The sequence below is a fragment of the Fictibacillus nanhaiensis genome, assembly GCF_019801215.1.
GTDB lineage: Bacteria > Bacillota > Bacilli > Bacillales > Fictibacillaceae > Fictibacillus > Fictibacillus nanhaiensis_C.
The window spans coordinates 1,127,254-1,143,407 of sequence record NZ_JAHVJO010000001.1 but is presented as its reverse complement, the minus strand read 5'-3'; the positions used below and the strand labels follow the sequence as shown (position 1 = coordinate 1,143,407).

Below are 16,154 nucleotides of genomic sequence, written 5' to 3'. Positions count from 1 at the left end.
CTGTAACGGTTTGATTGAATTTAAGGAGGAAATGGTCATGAATTATAAAGACACATTATTAATGCCAAAAACAGAGTTCCCGATGCGTGGTAACCTTCCACAGCGTGAGCCTGTTGTTCAAGACAAGTGGAATGAATTAAATATTTATGAGATGGTATTGGAAAACACAAAAGGTCTGCCGCCTTTTATTTTACATGATGGTCCTCCATATGCGAATGGTGACATCCATATCGGACACGCAGAAAACAAGATCTTAAAAGATATCATCGTTCGTTTCAAATCGATGACTGGCCATTATGCACCATACGTTCCTGGTTGGGATACGCACGGACTACCAATCGAAACCGCTTTGACAAAGAGTGGAAAAGTAAAACGTAAAGAATTAACGGTTGCTGAATTTCGTAAGCTTTGTGAAGAATATGCTTTAAAACAAGTCGATCATCAGCGTGAACAGTTCAAACGATTAGGTGTTCGTGGTGATTGGGAAAATCCATATATCACATTGGATAAAGGGTACGAAGCAAGACAGATTGAAGTATTTGGAGAGATGGCGAAAAGGGATCTTATTTATAAAGGATTAAAGCCGGTTTACTGGTCGCCTTCTTCAGAGTCAGCTCTTGCAGAAGCAGAGATCGAATATCAAGATAAACGTTCGGCTTCTATTTATGTAGCCTTTGAAGTGAAAGATGGAAAAGGTGTCCTTGACGCTGATGAAAAACTCGTAATTTGGACAACTACTCCATGGACGATCCCTGCAAATTTAGGAATCTCTGTTCATCCTGAATTAGATTATGTTTCCGTACAAACGGAAAACGGGAAGTACGTTGTTGCAGAAGCACTATTGGAATCTTTAACAAAAGAATTTGAATGGGAACAAGCTGAAGTTGTTAAACGTTTCAAAGGTGCTGAGATTGAAAATGTATTAGCAAGTCATCCGTTATATGATCGTGACTCCCTAGTTATGCTTGGTGACCATGTTACAACTGATGCTGGAACAGGCTGTGTTCATACAGCGCCTGGACATGGGGAAGATGACTTCTTAGTAGGTAAGCGTTACGGTCTTGATGTGTTATGCCCTGTAGATGATAGAGGTGTAATGACGAAAGAAGCTCCTGGATTTGAAGGGTTGTTCTACGATGAAGCGAATAAGCCGATCACCGAACAGCTGCAAGAAAAAGGTGCCCTTCTAAAGCTTTCATTCATCACACACTCTTATCCGCATGACTGGAGAACGAAAAAACCAGTAATCTTCCGTGCAACCGCACAGTGGTTTGCATCAATTAAAGGAATCCGTGAAGATATGCTTCGTGCGATCGAAGAAGTGAACTGGGTTCCGACTTGGGGTGAAACTCGCCTTCATAACATGATTAAAGACCGCGAAGATTGGTGTATTTCACGTCAGCGCGCATGGGGTGTTCCGATCCCTGTCTTTTATGGAGAAGACGGGGAAGCCATCCTTACAGAAGAAACGATTGCTCACGTGGTTGAACTGTTTAGAGAACACGGTTCAAACGTGTGGTTCGAAAGAGAAGCGAAAGATTTGCTTCCTGACGGATTTACATCTCCTCACAGTCCTAATGGCCGTTTTTCAAAAGAAACGGATATCATGGATGTATGGTTTGATTCAGGTACTTCTCATTGGGGTGTACTTGAAGAAAGAGAAAATTTAGTTCGTCCTGCAGATCTCTATCTTGAAGGATCTGATCAGTATCGCGGCTGGTTTAACTCTTCTCTCTCAACTTCTGTTGCCATCACAGGAAAAGCGCCATATAAAGCGGTTCTAAGTCATGGATTCGTTCTAGATGGTGAAGGCAGAAAGATGAGTAAATCTATCGGTAACACACTTGATCCAATCAAGGTGATGAAGCAGCTTGGAGCTGATATTATTCGTCTATGGGTTTCATCTGTAGATTATCAATCAGACGTTCGTGTATCAGATGATATTCTGAAACAAGTAGCAGAAGTTTACCGTAAGATCAGAAACACACTTCGTTTCTTGTTAGGGAACCTTCATGGTTTTGATCCAAAACAGCATGCTGTAGCTTTTGAAGATATGCCTGATCTTGAAAGATATATGATGGTAAAGCTTGATAAGGTTGTCGCTAAAGTAAAAAAAGCATATGAAGAATATCAGTTTATTACGGTCTATAACACGATTCATAACTTCTGTACGATTGAATTAAGTTCTTTCTATTTGGATATGGCAAAAGATACGCTTTACATCCAAGCAGAAGATGATCATAAACGAAGAAGCATCCAAACGGTACTTTATGAAACCCTTATGGCATTAACGAAGCTTTCTGCCCCTGTTCTTTCTCACACTGCTGATGAAGTATGGGAATACATCCCTGGTGTTGAGGAAGCAAGTGTACAATTAACAACAATGCCTGAAGTTAAAAACTATTCTAGTACAGAACAGCTTGAAAAAGACTGGGATGTATTTATGGATGTCCGTGATGAAGTGTTAAAAGCACTGGAAGAAGCAAGAAGCCAAAAAACAATTGGTAAATCACTCACTGCATCAATCACGTTATATCCAACAGAATCCCTAAAACCTTGGCTTGAAACGGTGGAAGATCTTAATAAATTATTTATCGTTTCTAAAGCTAATGTTGGCGGAGTTAAGTCTGATGCTCCAGAACATGCAGGTCAATATGATCACATAGCTGTAACAGTTACCTCTGCTGAAGGGGAAACATGTGAACGCTGCTGGGTCGTTTCTGAAGATGTTGGGTCTAACGCTGATCACCCAACACTTTGTGCAAGCTGTGCAGAAATCGTAGAAAAGCATTACGCATAACCACGAGGAAATCCCGCTTTGGCGGGATTTTTCTTATTGTTATCCACACACAAATTATATTAACATTGGGTAAATTAAATTGTAGAAGTTCCGATTGCTGTGCTACAATTCATAAAGACATCATTTCTGAATCGGAGGAGTTCTATTGTTTTATTATCTTGTGGCCTTGCTAGTATTCGCCGTTGACCAAGTAACAAAATGGATGATTGTAAAAAAAATGGATCTAGGGCAATCTATCCCTGTAATTGATCAAGTTTTTTACATAACCTCTCACCGAAACAGAGGAGCGGCTTTCGGTATACTGCAAGATCAACGTTACTTTTTTATTCTAATAACGATTGTTGTTGTTGGGGCAGTTGTCTACTATTTGCAAAAACATGCTACTGACAAATTGCTGAAATTTGCATTGGCACTTGTTCTAGGTGGAGCGCTAGGGAACTTTATTGATCGCCTTTTACGTGGAGAAGTTGTCGACTTTTTGGATACGTATATTGGAAGCTATGATTTCCCGATTTTTAATATTGCAGACAGTGCATTAGTAGTTGGTGTGGGATTGATTTTTATACAGAGCTTTATGGAAAGCAAACAGAAGGAGACAGAGAATGAATAAATTTGAGTATACGGTAACCAGTGAGCAGGAAGGCAACCGTATTGATAAAGTTTTGTCTGATGTGCAGAATGATTGGTCACGATCACAGATACAAAACTGGATAAAAGAAGATATTGTTTTGTTAAATGACAAACCAGTAAAGTCCAATTATAAATGTGTGACTGGTGATGTTGTAGAGATTGTAATCCCTGAACCACAAGAACTAGACGTTGTACCTCAGGAAATGAATCTTGATATTGTTTATGAAGACGAAGATGTTCTTGTTGTCAATAAACCAAGAGGGATGGTTGTTCATCCTGCTCCTGGTCATTTTGACGGCACACTCGTTAACGGTCTGATGGCTCATTGCAAAGATCTTTCTGGTATTAACGGAGTCTTGCGCCCTGGCATCGTACACCGAATAGATAAAGATACTTCAGGCTTACTGATGGTTGCCAAAAATGATTTGGCTCATGAATCTCTTGTTAACCAGCTCAAAGAAAAAACAACGACAAGAGTGTATAAAGCTATTGTTCATGGCGTTATGCCGCATGATCAAGGAACGATTGATGCACCGATCGGAAGAGATAAGAGCGATCGTCAAAAGATGACTGTGACGGATGATAACAGCCGCGATGCTGTGACACATTTTAATGTAATCAAACGTTTCACTAACTTCACATATGTGGAATGTCAGCTTGAAACGGGAAGAACTCATCAAATTCGTGTTCATATGAAATATATTGGTTTTCCGTTAGCGGGAGACCCTAAGTATGGTCCGTCTAAAACACTTCCGATTGAAGGACAAGCCCTTCATGCTCAAACTCTTGGGTTTAATCATCCGAGAACGGGTGAATACATGGAATTTGAAAGAGGCATTCCTGCTGAAATGACAGAGCTTCTTGATTTATTAGAGAAAAGAAGTTGACAAAAGAATACCACTTTGTCATAATCAATGTAACTTAATAGTCCTTTAACTTTAGTCCCGTGAGGCTGAGAAGGAAACGTCATTTAAGAGATTCTTTATTGGGATTCTCTATCCTCTCGTCATGCGTGACGGGAGGATTTTTTTGTGAGAAAAACGGTTAAAGGCAGTGCTTTAAAAAGGAGGGAACGTTATGTCAAAGACAGTAATAATGGATGATCAAGCCATACGAAGAGCGCTTACGCGAATCGCTCACGAAATTATCGAACGGAATAAAGGCGTAAAGAGCATCGTATTAGCTGGCATAAAAACCCGCGGTGAATTTTTGGCTAAACGGCTTGCTGAACGAATCGAACAGATCGAAGGTAACGCAGTTTCAGTAGGTGTTATTGATATTACACTTTACAGAGATGACCTAAAGATTAAGACAGATGACCAAGAACCACAGCTAAAAGGAACAGATATTCCGGTAGAAGTGTCCGACAAAAAAATTATCCTCGTTGATGATGTACTTTATACGGGAAGAACGGTAAGAGCAGCCATGGACGCAATCATGGACCTTGGACGAGCATCAAATATTCAGCTTGCCGTCTTAATTGACAGAGGGCATAGAGAACTTCCAATAAGAGCCGATTATGTTGGTAAAAATGTTCCAACATCGAGTGAAGAAATCATATCTGCTTCATTAATCGAAGTAGATGGACTTGATGAAGTTGCTATCTCAACAAACAAATAAATTCCCTTTAAAATCAGTCCAGAGAGGCTGGCAAGGGAGGTAATGAAAAGTCGTGCAGCTAAAGGAATTAGTGTGTACGTATACCTCCAGCAGCCTCTCTTGCTACGCAAGAGAGGTTTTTATCGTTTAGTCTTTCAAAAATAGGAGGTAAAACATATGGAAAACAACAGAAAAGCCATTTTAGATGTAAATGAAAAACCACCTGTAACACAATGGTTTACTTTAAGCCTTCAGCACTTATTCGCCATGTTTGGTGCAACAGTATTAGTGCCTTTCTTAGTAGGACTTCACCCAGGTGTTGCACTTATTTCAAGCGGGCTTGCTACATTAGCTTACCTTTTAGTTACGAGAGGCCAGATACCTGCTTATCTAGGATCCAGCTTCGCATTCATTACACCTATTTTGACTGTAAAAGCTTTTGGCGGGCCAGAAGCAGCGATGATTGGTAGCTTTTTAGCTGGACTCGTATATGGGGTCATTGCCCTCTTAATCAAAGGATTTGGTTTTAAATGGCTTATGCGCATATTGCCGCCAGTTGTAGTGGGGCCTGTAATTATTGTAATCGGACTAGGTCTGGCAAATGTTGCGGTTGGCATGGCGATGAATTTGCCAGGAACAGACACTTACAGCCTTACTCATTTCACAGTTGCACTCTTCACACTAGGAGTAACCATCGTGTTCTCCATCTTCTTTAGAGGTATATTAGGAATTATCCCGATCTTAATCGGAATCATAGCTGGATTTTGCTTCGCTTTTTACAAAGGAATTGTTGATTTTTCAAAGGTAGCTGAGGCAAAGTGGATCGAAGCTCCAGATTTTATAGTCCCATTTGTCACATACACACCTGACTTTTCATGGACGATCGCAGCGATCATGATGCCGGTCGCAGTAGTAACCATCTCTGAACATATCGGACATCAGCTTGTGTTGTCGAAAGTAGTAGGACGTAACTTTATTGAGAAACCAGGTCTTCACCGCTCTATTTTAGGAGACGGATTAGGAGTTATGATCGGTTCAATGATCGGAGGACCGCCGGTTACAACGTACGGCGAAAACATTGGGGTGCTAGCCATCACACGAGTTTATTCCGTATTTGTTATCGGAGGCGCAGCAGTAACCGCCATCCTGTTCGGTTTTTCAGGCAAGGTAACTGCATTAATCAGCACGATACCGACTGCCGTGATGGGCGGAGTTTCGATCCTGCTGTTTGGAATTATCGCTTCATCTGGATTAAGGATGCTTGTGGACAACAATGTTGATTTTGGCAACAAACGAAACCTGATCATCTCTTCTGTTATTCTTGTCACCGGAATTGGCGGTGCAGCATTGAAGATAAACGCGAACTTTGAAATAGCAGGCATGGCACTTGCTACGATAATCGGGATTATCTTAAACCTTGTGCTGCCAGGCAGGGAAAATGATAATGATCTAATCACCAAAATGTTTAAAACAAATGATAACGATACAGCTGCATAATCCACCTTTTAAATAAGTACGAGAGACTTAAAAGGGTGAACAACTAACAGGAACTATATTTGTTTCTGTTAAGGGCACCCTGAAACTTTTTTCAGGGTGCTATTTTTTTACAAAAGGAGTGTCGAGAATGAAACATCTGTTATCAATGAGTGAACTATCAATCAGTGATGTTCAATCCCTATTAAATGAAGCTGAAGATTTTAAAAATGGAAAACAAGACCGATTTCTTCAGGATAAAATGGTCGCGAATTTATTTTTTGAGCCAAGTACACGGACAAAATTTAGTTTTGAAGCAGCAGAACACAAACTGGGACTTAAGCCGCTAAATGTGGAAGTAGGAGGTTCGAGTGTTCAAAAAGGGGAAACGTTATATGACACATTAAGAACATTAGAGGAAATAGGAGTATCTGCCTTTGTGATACGTCATCCCCAAGATCGTTACTTCGAAGGCTTAGCTGAAAAAATAAACATCCCAATTATCAATGCAGGTGATGGATGCGGAAACCATCCGACACAATCTCTCTTAGATTTATTAACGATACAACAAGAATTTATCGTTCTGCAAGGTTTAACAGTCGTTATCGTAGGAGATATCCTTCACAGCCGAGTTGCAAGATCTAATGCGGAAGTACTGCGTAAAATGGGGGCAAACGTATTATTCTCTGGACCAAAAGAGTGGTTTGTTGATGAGTGGAAAGACGATTTTATCCCGATGGATGAAGCCGTTGAGACTGCAGACGTCTTAATGATGCTCCGCATTCAACATGAACGGCATAATGGCGGCATGCTATTATCCAAAGAAGAATATCATCAGCTCTATGGTTTAACAGTTGAACGTGAAAAAAGAATGAAAGCTCACAGCATTATTATGCATCCTGCTCCTGTAAACCGGGGAGTAGAGATCGCAGATGAACTAGTAGAATCTCAGCGCTCGAGAATATTTAAACAAGTACAAAATGGAGTGTGGATCAGGATGGCTGTATTGAAATGGACATTAACAACAACTCAGGAGGCGGTTAATGATGGGATTTCTCTTAAAAAACGCTAATATTTTAGACGGAAACAACAACTTGATACGTACAGATATTTTGTTAGAAGGTAATCGTATTAAACAAATTGAAAACAACATCCCAAAAGAACAGCATGATGTTTTTGAGGCAGAGGGAAAGCTCGTTACTCCAGGCTTTGTAGATTTGCATGTTCATTTAAGAGAGCCTGGCGGAGAACATAAAGAAACGATTGCTACAGGAACAAAAGCTGCTATAAAAGGGGGATATACCACTCTTGCAGCTATGCCAAATACACGACCCGTACCAGATACGATAGAAACGATGGAAATGGTGCAAAAGAGGATAGAAGAGACGGCAAACTGTAGAGTGCTTCCTTATGCATCCATTACGATCAGGCAGATCGGAACCGAGCTAACAGATTTTAACGCCTTATTAAACAAGGGAGCCTTCGCATTTACAGATGATGGAGTAGGGGTGCAGTCGGCTGGAATGATGCTGCAGGCAATGAAAGAAGCAAATAAGCAAAATGCAGTCATCGTCGCTCACTGTGAAGATAACTCCTTGTTGCCAAGAGGAGGAGCTTTTCATGAAGGGCAGTTTGCACAAAAAGAAAACCTGCCAGGAATACCATCTGTAAGTGAAAGTGTTCATATCGCTCGTGATGTTCTACTCGCCGAAGCTGCTAATGCAAGATATCATGTTTGCCATGTGAGTACGAAAGAGTCCGTACGGGTAATCAGAGACGCGAAACGAGCAGGCATCAAAGTGACAGCAGAAGTAACACCTCATCACTTAATCTTAAGTGATGAAGACATTAAGAGTAATGATACGCATTACAAAATGAACCCACCTTTAAGAAGCAAAGAGGATCGGGAAGCATTACTTCTTGGATTAATAGAGGGCACACTTGATTTTATTGCGACAGATCACGCTCCGCATAGTGAAGACGAAAAAAAGCAGGATGTTGAAATAGCTCCATTTGGAATCGTAGGGCTTGAAACTGCTTTTCCGCTTTTGTACACAGAGCTGGTTTTAAAAGAAAAGAGACTTACATTGCAACAGTTAGTAGATATGCTGACGAAAAAACCTGCAGATTGTTTCAACCTGCCTTTCGGGAGGCTAAACACAGGAGCACCCGCTGATCTTACGGTAGTCGACTTAGATGCTAGAGAAACAATAAATGCTAAAACGTTTGTATCTAAAGGAAAGAACACACCTTTTGACGGCAGGGAATGCACAGGATGGCCAGTTGCTACTATATTTGATGGAAAGCTAGTTTACCACAAGGAGGAGAGCTTAGTATGAAACGTTATTTAATTTTAGAAGATGGGACAATTTTTAACGGTCTTGCATTTGGGTCACAGCGAGAGTCTAGCGGAGAAGTAGTTTTCACAACAAGTATGACTGGGTATCAAGAGGTACTTACAGACCCATCTTATTGTGATCAAATTATCGTGTTCACATATCCGTTAATTGGAAATTACGGAATTAACCGTTCAGACTACGAATCCATTCGCCCTGCAACAAGTGGAATTATTGTTAACGAACATGCTGAGTTTCCAAGCCACCATGAAGGAATGCAATCATTAAGCAGCTGGCTTACAGCAAAAGATATTCCTGGCCTTTATGGAATTGATACACGCAAGTTAACAAGAAAGATACGTGAGCATGGAACTTTGAAGGGGAAGCTGTCCAACACGATTGATAATGCTCCAGAAATAATCAACGAGTTAAACGCATCCCCGTTAATTGTAAATCAAGTTATGAAAGTATCTACGAAAACTCCTTACCATCTGCCAAACAGCGGATATCGTGTTGTAGTAGTAGATTTTGGTGTAAAGAGCGGGATGCTTCGTGAATTATCAAGAAGACTTTGTGACGTGATTGTTGTTCCTTTTAACACGTCTGCAGCTGATATTATCAGATTGCAGCCTGATGGTGTACTGCTGAGTAATGGACCTGGAGATCCAAAAGAGGTGCAGCCAGGCATAAAGATGATCCAAGAACTTTTATCTCATAACATTCCGATTTTAGGGATTTGTCTTGGTCACCAGCTGCTTGCACTAGCTTGCGGTGCGGATACAGAAAAACTGAAGTTTGGTCATAGAGGTTCAAATCATCCGGTAAAAGATCTTTCTACGGGAAAAATCGCTCTCACCTCCCAAAATCACGGTTACTCTGTTACAGAACATTCGTTAGCACATTCTGACCTTGAACTTACCCATCAAGCAGTCAATGATGGAACGGTTGAAGGGTTAAAACATAAAGTTAAACCAGCGTTTTCCATTCAGTATCATCCAGAAGCTTCACCAGGACCGCACGACTCAAATGTGATTTTTGATGAGTTCATGAGTTTGATAAAAACAACGAAGAAAGAAGGTTTGATGCATTATGCCTAAACGACATGACATTCGAAAGATTTTAGTGATTGGATCAGGCCCTATCGTGATCGGACAAGCAGCTGAATTCGATTATGCAGGGACGCAGGCTTGTCAGGCTCTAAAAGAAGAAGGGTATGAGGTAGTTCTAGTAAATTCAAACCCAGCCACAATCATGACAGATCCAAATATGGCAGATAAGGTATACATCGAACCGTTAACCCTTGAATTTGTGTCAAGAATTATCCGCCAAGAGCGTCCAGATGGATTGCTCGCGACGTTAGGCGGACAAACCGGGTTGAACCTTGCTGTAGAATTATCTGATTCAGGAATTCTAAAAGAATACAATGTAGAATTGTTAGGAACAAAACTACATTCCATTCAGCAGGCTGAAGATCGCGATTTATTTAGAAATCTAATGAACGATCTAAATGAACCAGTACCCGAAAGTGCTATTGTTCGGAACATGGATGAAGCGAAAGCGTTTGTAGAACACAACGGATATCCAGTGATCATTCGCCCAGCCTTTACTTTAGGCGGAACAGGTGGCGGAATCGTTCACAATGAAGAAGAGTTCTTAGAGATTACACCAGCCGGGCTACAAGCAAGCCCAGTCGGTCAAGTACTGATCGAGAAAAGCATTGCAGGTTTTAAAGAGATAGAGTATGAAGTGATGCGTGATAAAAATGATACAGCAATCGTTGTCTGTAACATGGAAAATATTGATCCTGTCGGCATCCATACAGGTGATTCAATTGTTGTTGCACCGAGCCAGACGCTAACAGACCGCGATTATCAGTTGCTTAGAAACGCGTCACTGAAGATTATTAGAGCTCTTGAAATTGAAGGTGGCTGTAATGTACAGTTAGCTCTTGATCCAAAAAGTTCACAATACTATATCATCGAGGTAAATCCTCGAGTGAGTCGCTCATCTGCACTCGCTTCAAAAGCAACAGGGTATCCTATCGCAAAGCTTGCAGCCAAAATTGCAGTCGGGTATACACTTGATGAGGTCAAAAATCCAGTGACAGGAACGACGTATGCTTGTTTTGAACCTGCACTCGATTATATCGTAACAAAAATACCAAGATGGCCTTTTGATAAGTTTGAAGGAGCAAATCGTAAGCTAGGAACACAGATGAAAGCTACAGGGGAGGTTATGGCGATCGGACGGAACTTTGAAGAATCTCTTTTAAAAGCCGTACGTTCACTCGAAATCTCTGCCTATCATCTTGAGACAAAAGAGAAGCAACAAACAAAATCCCAGGTAGAAGAAAACATTCTCCGTGCCGATGACGAGCGATTATTTTTTATTGCTGAAGCACTTAGAATGGGCATCACAGTAGAGGAAATTCACGAATGGACGAAGATCGATCCATTCTTTTTAGAGAAGCTGCACGGCATTATTTTATTAGAGAATCGAGTTAAGGAGCGAAAGAACGATCTTTCAATCCTGCAAAAAGCAAAAGAAAAAGGATTCAGTGACCGCTGGATCGCGAAAGCTTGGGAGATAGATGAATACGAGCTTTATCACATGAGAAAGAACGAAAATGTAATGCCGGTATTTAAGATGGTAGATACGTGTGCTGCTGAATTCGAATCAGCTACTCCCTATTATTATGGAACATACGGGGAAGAAGACGAGTCTGTGATCACAGACAAAAAGAGCGTAGTTGTGTTAGGATCAGGACCGATCAGAATTGGACAAGGGATCGAATTTGATTATGCAACTGTCCATACGGTGTGGGCGATACAAGAAGCAGGATATGAAGCCATCATCATCAATAATAACCCTGAAACGGTATCGACAGACTTCAGTATGTCAGACAAGCTATATTTCGAGCCGTTAACCGTGGAAGATGTTATGCATGTAATTGAGCACGAAAATCCAGAAGGCGTAATCGTCCAATTTGGCGGCCAAACGGCTATTAACTTATCTGAGGAACTTGAAAGAAGAGGGATCAAGATTTTAGGTACTTCACTTGACAGCATGGATCTTGCTGAAGATCGAGAACGCTTTGAAAGAGTGATGGAACAGCTTGAAATCCCGCAGCCTGCAGGTAAAACGGCCTTTTCAGTCACTGACGCTGTTAAGATAGCGTCATCCATAGGCTACCCAGTCTTAGTTAGACCATCTTACGTACTTGGCGGAAGAGCGATGGAGATCGTTTATCAGGAAAGCGAACTGCTTCAGTACATGGAAAATGCTGCAAGAGTTAATCCTGATCACCCTGTATTGGTTGACCGGTACCTTGAAGGAAAAGAAATCGAAGTGGATGCCATATCAGACGGAAACGATGTTTTTATCCCTGGGATGATGGAACATATTGAACGCGCCGGCGTCCATTCAGGAGATTCTATCGCTGTATATCCTCCACAGACATTACCTGAAACAATTAAACAAAAAATCATTGATCGTACCATATCGATCGCTAAAGGGTTAAAGATTATTGGATTGTTGAATATCCAGTTTGTCTGGCACAAAGAGGAAGTATATGTTCTAGAAGTCAACCCGCGTTCAAGTCGAACGGTTCCGTTTTTAAGCAAAATAACAGGAGTTCCAATGGCGAATGTCGCTACGAAGGTTATACTCGGTGAAAGCTTACAAACACAAGGCTATCAAACAGGCTATCAAAAAGAAGCAGAAGAAGTTTCGGTTAAAGTTCCAGTTTTCTCATTTGCAAAGCTGCGCAGAGTAGATACGTACCTTGGACCTGAGATGAAATCTACAGGAGAAGTAATGGGGCGGGATAAAAATCTCCAAAAAGCACTATATAAAGGACTGATCGCTTCAGGAATGAAGATCCCTTCGTATGGAACTGTACTCTTTACAGTAGCAGATAAAGATAAATCAGAAGCCCTTGAAATGGTAAAACGTTTCTATGAAATTGGTTATACGATCATGGCTACAGAAGGGACAGCTCACATTATTGAAAAAGAAGGCATTCCAGTTGATGTCGTCGGGAAGATCGGCAGTAAGGGAAGAAATTTACTAGACGTCATCAGAAAAGGTGAAGTACAGTTTGTTGTTAACACACTGACAAAAGGAAAAATACCTGCAAGAGACGGTTTCCGAATTCGAAGAGAATGTGCAGAAGGCGGAGTCGTATGTCTCACAAACCTGGATACGTCAGTTGCACTGTTGGAAGTTCTTGAGTCCATTTCGTTTTCGGCTCACGCACTTTCTTCCTTTACCCAAAATGAAAAGGTGTTTGTATGAGAAAGCACGAGTTAACGATTACATCAAATGATGAAATCGCTCATCGGATTTATGAGATGAAACTAAATGGCCCTGGTGTGAAAGGAATGACCACACCAGGAAAATTCCTCCACGTTTCAATTGGAAAACACTCTTCAAAGCTATTAAGAAGGCCGATTTCCATTTGTGATGTAGATTTTGAAAAAGAAGAAGTAACCTTACTTTACAGAGCACATGGTGACGGAACGATACAGCTTAGTCAAAAACAAAACGGGGAACGACTTGATATACTAGGACCGCTTGGTAATGGCTTTTCGGTAGAGACCACTCCCAAGAAAAAGAATGCTCTATTAGTTGGAGGCGGCATCGGTGTTCCCCCACTGTATTACCTTGGTAAACAATTGAAAGATCAAGGGGTAAATGTCACGTTCGTCATTGGTTTTCATTCCAGAAAAGACAGTTTTTATGTGGAAAAGTTTTCGGAACTTGGTGAAACAGCTGTAACAACAGTAGATGGGACACTTGGGACAAAAGGTTTTGTAACGGATGCAATGGAACCTTTCATGTGTACTGAATCAATGATTTACTCTGTTGGCCCCGCAGTGATGTTAAAAGCAGTCGAACAAAAAGCAGCTGGACTTGATGGTTATCTTTCATTAGAGGAACGAATGGGTTGTGGAATTGGAGCTTGTTTTGCATGTGTGTGTCCGACAGAATCAAAAGAGTCAGGTTATGTAAAGATTTGCAGTGACGGACCCGTATTCAAAATGGGGGAGGTTGTATTATGAGTCGTTTACATGTTTCTTTGCCAGGACTAAACATGAAGAACCCCATTCTTCCTGCTTCAGGTTGTTTCGGGTTTGGAAAAGAATACGCAAAATGGTATGACTTAAGTGTTTTAGGAGGAATTACGATTAAAGCAGCTACCCTTGAAGGACGCTTTGGAAATCCTACTCCTCGGGTGGCTGAAACGGAAAGTGGCATGTTAAATGCAATCGGGCTCCAAAATCCTGGTGTAACCAAAATCTTGGAAAACGAAATACCTCATTTAGAACCATATCATATACCGATTCTAGCCAATATTGCGGGATCGACAGAAGAAGAGTATATCGAAGTAACGAAACAAATTTCTGCTCATCCTCTAGTTTCAGCTGTAGAACTGAACATCTCATGCCCGAACGTCAAAGAAGGCGGAATTCAGTTTGGTACGCATTACCAGTCAGCAGCTGATTTAACTCGAAAAGTGAAAGAGGTATCCGAAAAGCCTGTTTACGTAAAACTTTCTCCAAATGTTTCAGATATTGTAGAGATGGCAATAGCCGTAGAAGATGCAGGTGCTGATGGTTTATCTATGATCAATACACTAGTTGGCATGAAGCTGGACTGGAGAACTGGTCTGCCGATCTTAGCAAATAAGACAGGTGGTTTATCGGGACCAGCGATAAAACCAGTTGCAATCCGTATGATCTATGAAGTGAGTAAGCGTGTTTCTATCCCTATCATCGGAATGGGTGGAGTTGCAACAGCAGAAGATGTTCTAGAAATGATGTCAGCAGGAGCTTCAGCGGTAGCAGTCGGGACTGCAAATTTTGTGAATCCTTACGTCTGTCCAGAAATCATTGAGAAACTTCCAGAACTTTTAGACCAGATTGGCATGGAACACATTAGTGAATTGATTGGAAGGAGCACGAAAGAATGGAAAACCCCGTTATCATCGCGCTAGACTTTGAGAATGGAAAAAAAGCCAAAAAATTTTTATCTGCATTCGAAGGTCATGCTCCCTATGTAAAGGTGGGGATGGAATTGTTTTATGCAGAAGGTGCTCCATTTATTTATTGGCTGAAAGAAAGGAATTTTCAAGTTTTTCTAGATTTGAAGCTTCATGACATTCCTACAACCGTCAATAAAGCGATGAAAGTCCTTGGCTCACTTTCAATTGATATGGTTAATGTACATGCAGCAGGAGGTACCTCCATGATGAAGGCTGCAAAAGAAGGTCTCATTTCCTCTGGTTCTAGTCATACAAAATTAATAGCAGTTACTCAGCTAACGAGCACGAATGAAAGAATGCTCTATGACGAACTTCTCATTCAACACACCACTGTAAAAGAGTGTGCTACACATTACGCAATGTTGGCGAAGAACTGTGGACTTGATGGAGTGGTTTGTTCTGCCCAAGAAACAAAAGGAATTAAAGAAGCATGCGGAAGTTCGTTTTTATCTATAACGCCTGGAATACGTCCTTCTGGGAGTGACATCCATGACCAGGCTCGTACGGCAACACCGAAGGCAGCGGCTGAAGCAGGAGTGGATTATATGGTAATCGGAAGAAGTATTACGAAGTCAGAGCAACCTGTAGACATGTACGAAACAATTGTAAAAGAATGGAGAGACGCTTATGCATACAACAATCGCCAAACATTTGCTTAATATTGAGGCCGTTACTTTATCTCCTGAAAATCCCTATACATGGTCGTCTGGACTTAAATCACCCATCTATTGTGATAACCGGCTTATTATTGCCTATCCTGAAATTCGCAAACAAGTTGCAGAAGAACTCGCTTCTTTAATTCATATTCACTATCCTGAAGCTGACCTAATTGCGGGTACTGCGACAGCAGGAATTCCCCATGCCGCTTTTGTTGCTGACCAAATGGGTTTACCCATGTGCTATGTCAGATCGAGTGCGAAAGGTCACGGTAAAGCGAAGCAGATCGAAGGCTTAACAGAAAGAAGCAAGAAAGCGGTTGTTGTAGAGGATTTAATCTCTACTGGAAAAAGTTCCATACAATCATGTATCGCCTTGCGTGAGGCAGGAATTGAAGTATTAGGCGTTGTAGCGATCTTTAGCTATGGACTTAAAAAAGCAGATGAAGCACTAGGACAAGAAGACATTTCCTTTCAAACCGTTACAAATTTTAGTACATTAATAAAGGAAGCTCAAGAATACGGAGCGATTAGTGAAACGGGATTGTCATTGCTGAAAACTTGGCAAAAAGATCCTGAACATTGGGAGACTGTCTCTGCTTCCAAATAGACAC

Annotated in this window: 13 protein-coding genes; all 13 read left to right on the top strand. The window is 41.1% G+C overall.

Going from position 1 to position 16,154, the window contains the following annotated elements; translation table 11 throughout:
- The first annotated feature begins 37 nt into the window (after positions 1-37).
- The 13 genes from ileS to pyrE all read left to right on the top strand — a co-directional run bounded on the left by ileS (position 38) and on the right by pyrE (position 16,150).
- Positions 38-2,800, top strand: a complete 2,763-nt coding sequence (ileS, locus tag KUV80_RS05870) for an isoleucine--tRNA ligase (protein WP_222461721.1) — start codon at positions 38-40, stop codon at positions 2,798-2,800.
- Positions 2,801-2,945: 145 nt separating this feature from the next.
- A complete protein-coding gene (gene lspA, locus KUV80_RS05865) occupies positions 2,946-3,410 on the top strand; it encodes a signal peptidase II (RefSeq protein WP_222461720.1) in 465 nt (154 codons plus the stop codon).
- Positions 3,403-4,317 (top strand): RluA family pseudouridine synthase, encoded by a 915-nt coding sequence (locus KUV80_RS05860; RefSeq protein ID WP_222461719.1) that lies wholly within the window; start codon positions 3,403-3,405, stop codon positions 4,315-4,317. The genes lspA and KUV80_RS05860 overlap by 8 nt, the downstream gene beginning before the upstream one ends.
- A 190-nt stretch (positions 4,318-4,507) precedes the next feature.
- Positions 4,508-5,050, top strand: a complete 543-nt coding sequence (pyrR, locus tag KUV80_RS05855; RefSeq protein WP_222461718.1) for a bifunctional pyr operon transcriptional regulator/uracil phosphoribosyltransferase PyrR — start codon at positions 4,508-4,510, stop codon at positions 5,048-5,050.
- 156 nt (positions 5,051-5,206) lie between these two features.
- Complete coding sequence (locus KUV80_RS05850) at positions 5,207-6,526, top strand: solute carrier family 23 protein (protein ID WP_222461717.1); 1,320 nt, start codon at positions 5,207-5,209, stop codon at positions 6,524-6,526.
- A gap of 127 nt (positions 6,527-6,653) precedes the next feature.
- Positions 6,654-7,574: an aspartate carbamoyltransferase catalytic subunit gene (locus tag KUV80_RS05845; protein WP_222461716.1), complete on the top strand. Its 921-nt coding sequence runs from the start codon at positions 6,654-6,656 to the stop codon at positions 7,572-7,574.
- Positions 7,549-8,841, top strand: a complete 1,293-nt coding sequence (locus KUV80_RS05840) for a dihydroorotase (protein WP_222461715.1) — start codon at positions 7,549-7,551, stop codon at positions 8,839-8,841. Before KUV80_RS05845 ends, KUV80_RS05840 begins: the two co-directional genes overlap by 26 nt.
- The gene (locus KUV80_RS05835) at positions 8,838-9,935 is read left to right on the top strand and encodes a carbamoyl phosphate synthase small subunit (protein ID WP_222461714.1); all 1,098 of its coding nucleotides are present in this window, start codon (positions 8,838-8,840) and stop codon (positions 9,933-9,935) included. The genes KUV80_RS05840 and KUV80_RS05835 overlap by 4 nt, the downstream gene beginning before the upstream one ends.
- Positions 9,928-13,134: a carbamoyl-phosphate synthase large subunit gene (gene carB, locus KUV80_RS05830; protein WP_222461713.1), complete on the top strand. Its 3,207-nt coding sequence runs from the start codon at positions 9,928-9,930 to the stop codon at positions 13,132-13,134. The genes KUV80_RS05835 and carB overlap by 8 nt, the downstream gene beginning before the upstream one ends.
- A complete protein-coding gene (locus tag KUV80_RS05825; RefSeq protein WP_222461712.1) occupies positions 13,131-13,901 on the top strand; it encodes a dihydroorotate dehydrogenase electron transfer subunit in 771 nt (256 codons plus the stop codon). The genes carB and KUV80_RS05825 overlap by 4 nt, the downstream gene beginning before the upstream one ends.
- A complete protein-coding gene (locus tag KUV80_RS05820) occupies positions 13,898-14,836 on the top strand; it encodes a dihydroorotate dehydrogenase (RefSeq protein WP_222461711.1) in 939 nt (312 codons plus the stop codon). Before KUV80_RS05825 ends, KUV80_RS05820 begins: the two co-directional genes overlap by 4 nt.
- Positions 14,809-15,543: an orotidine-5'-phosphate decarboxylase gene (gene pyrF, locus KUV80_RS05815; RefSeq protein WP_222461710.1), complete on the top strand. Its 735-nt coding sequence runs from the start codon at positions 14,809-14,811 to the stop codon at positions 15,541-15,543. Before KUV80_RS05820 ends, pyrF begins: the two co-directional genes overlap by 28 nt.
- Positions 15,512-16,150 (top strand): orotate phosphoribosyltransferase, encoded by a 639-nt coding sequence (gene pyrE / locus KUV80_RS05810; protein WP_222461709.1) that lies wholly within the window; start codon positions 15,512-15,514, stop codon positions 16,148-16,150. The genes pyrF and pyrE overlap by 32 nt, the downstream gene beginning before the upstream one ends.
- The last annotated feature ends 4 nt before the right edge of the window (positions 16,151-16,154 follow it).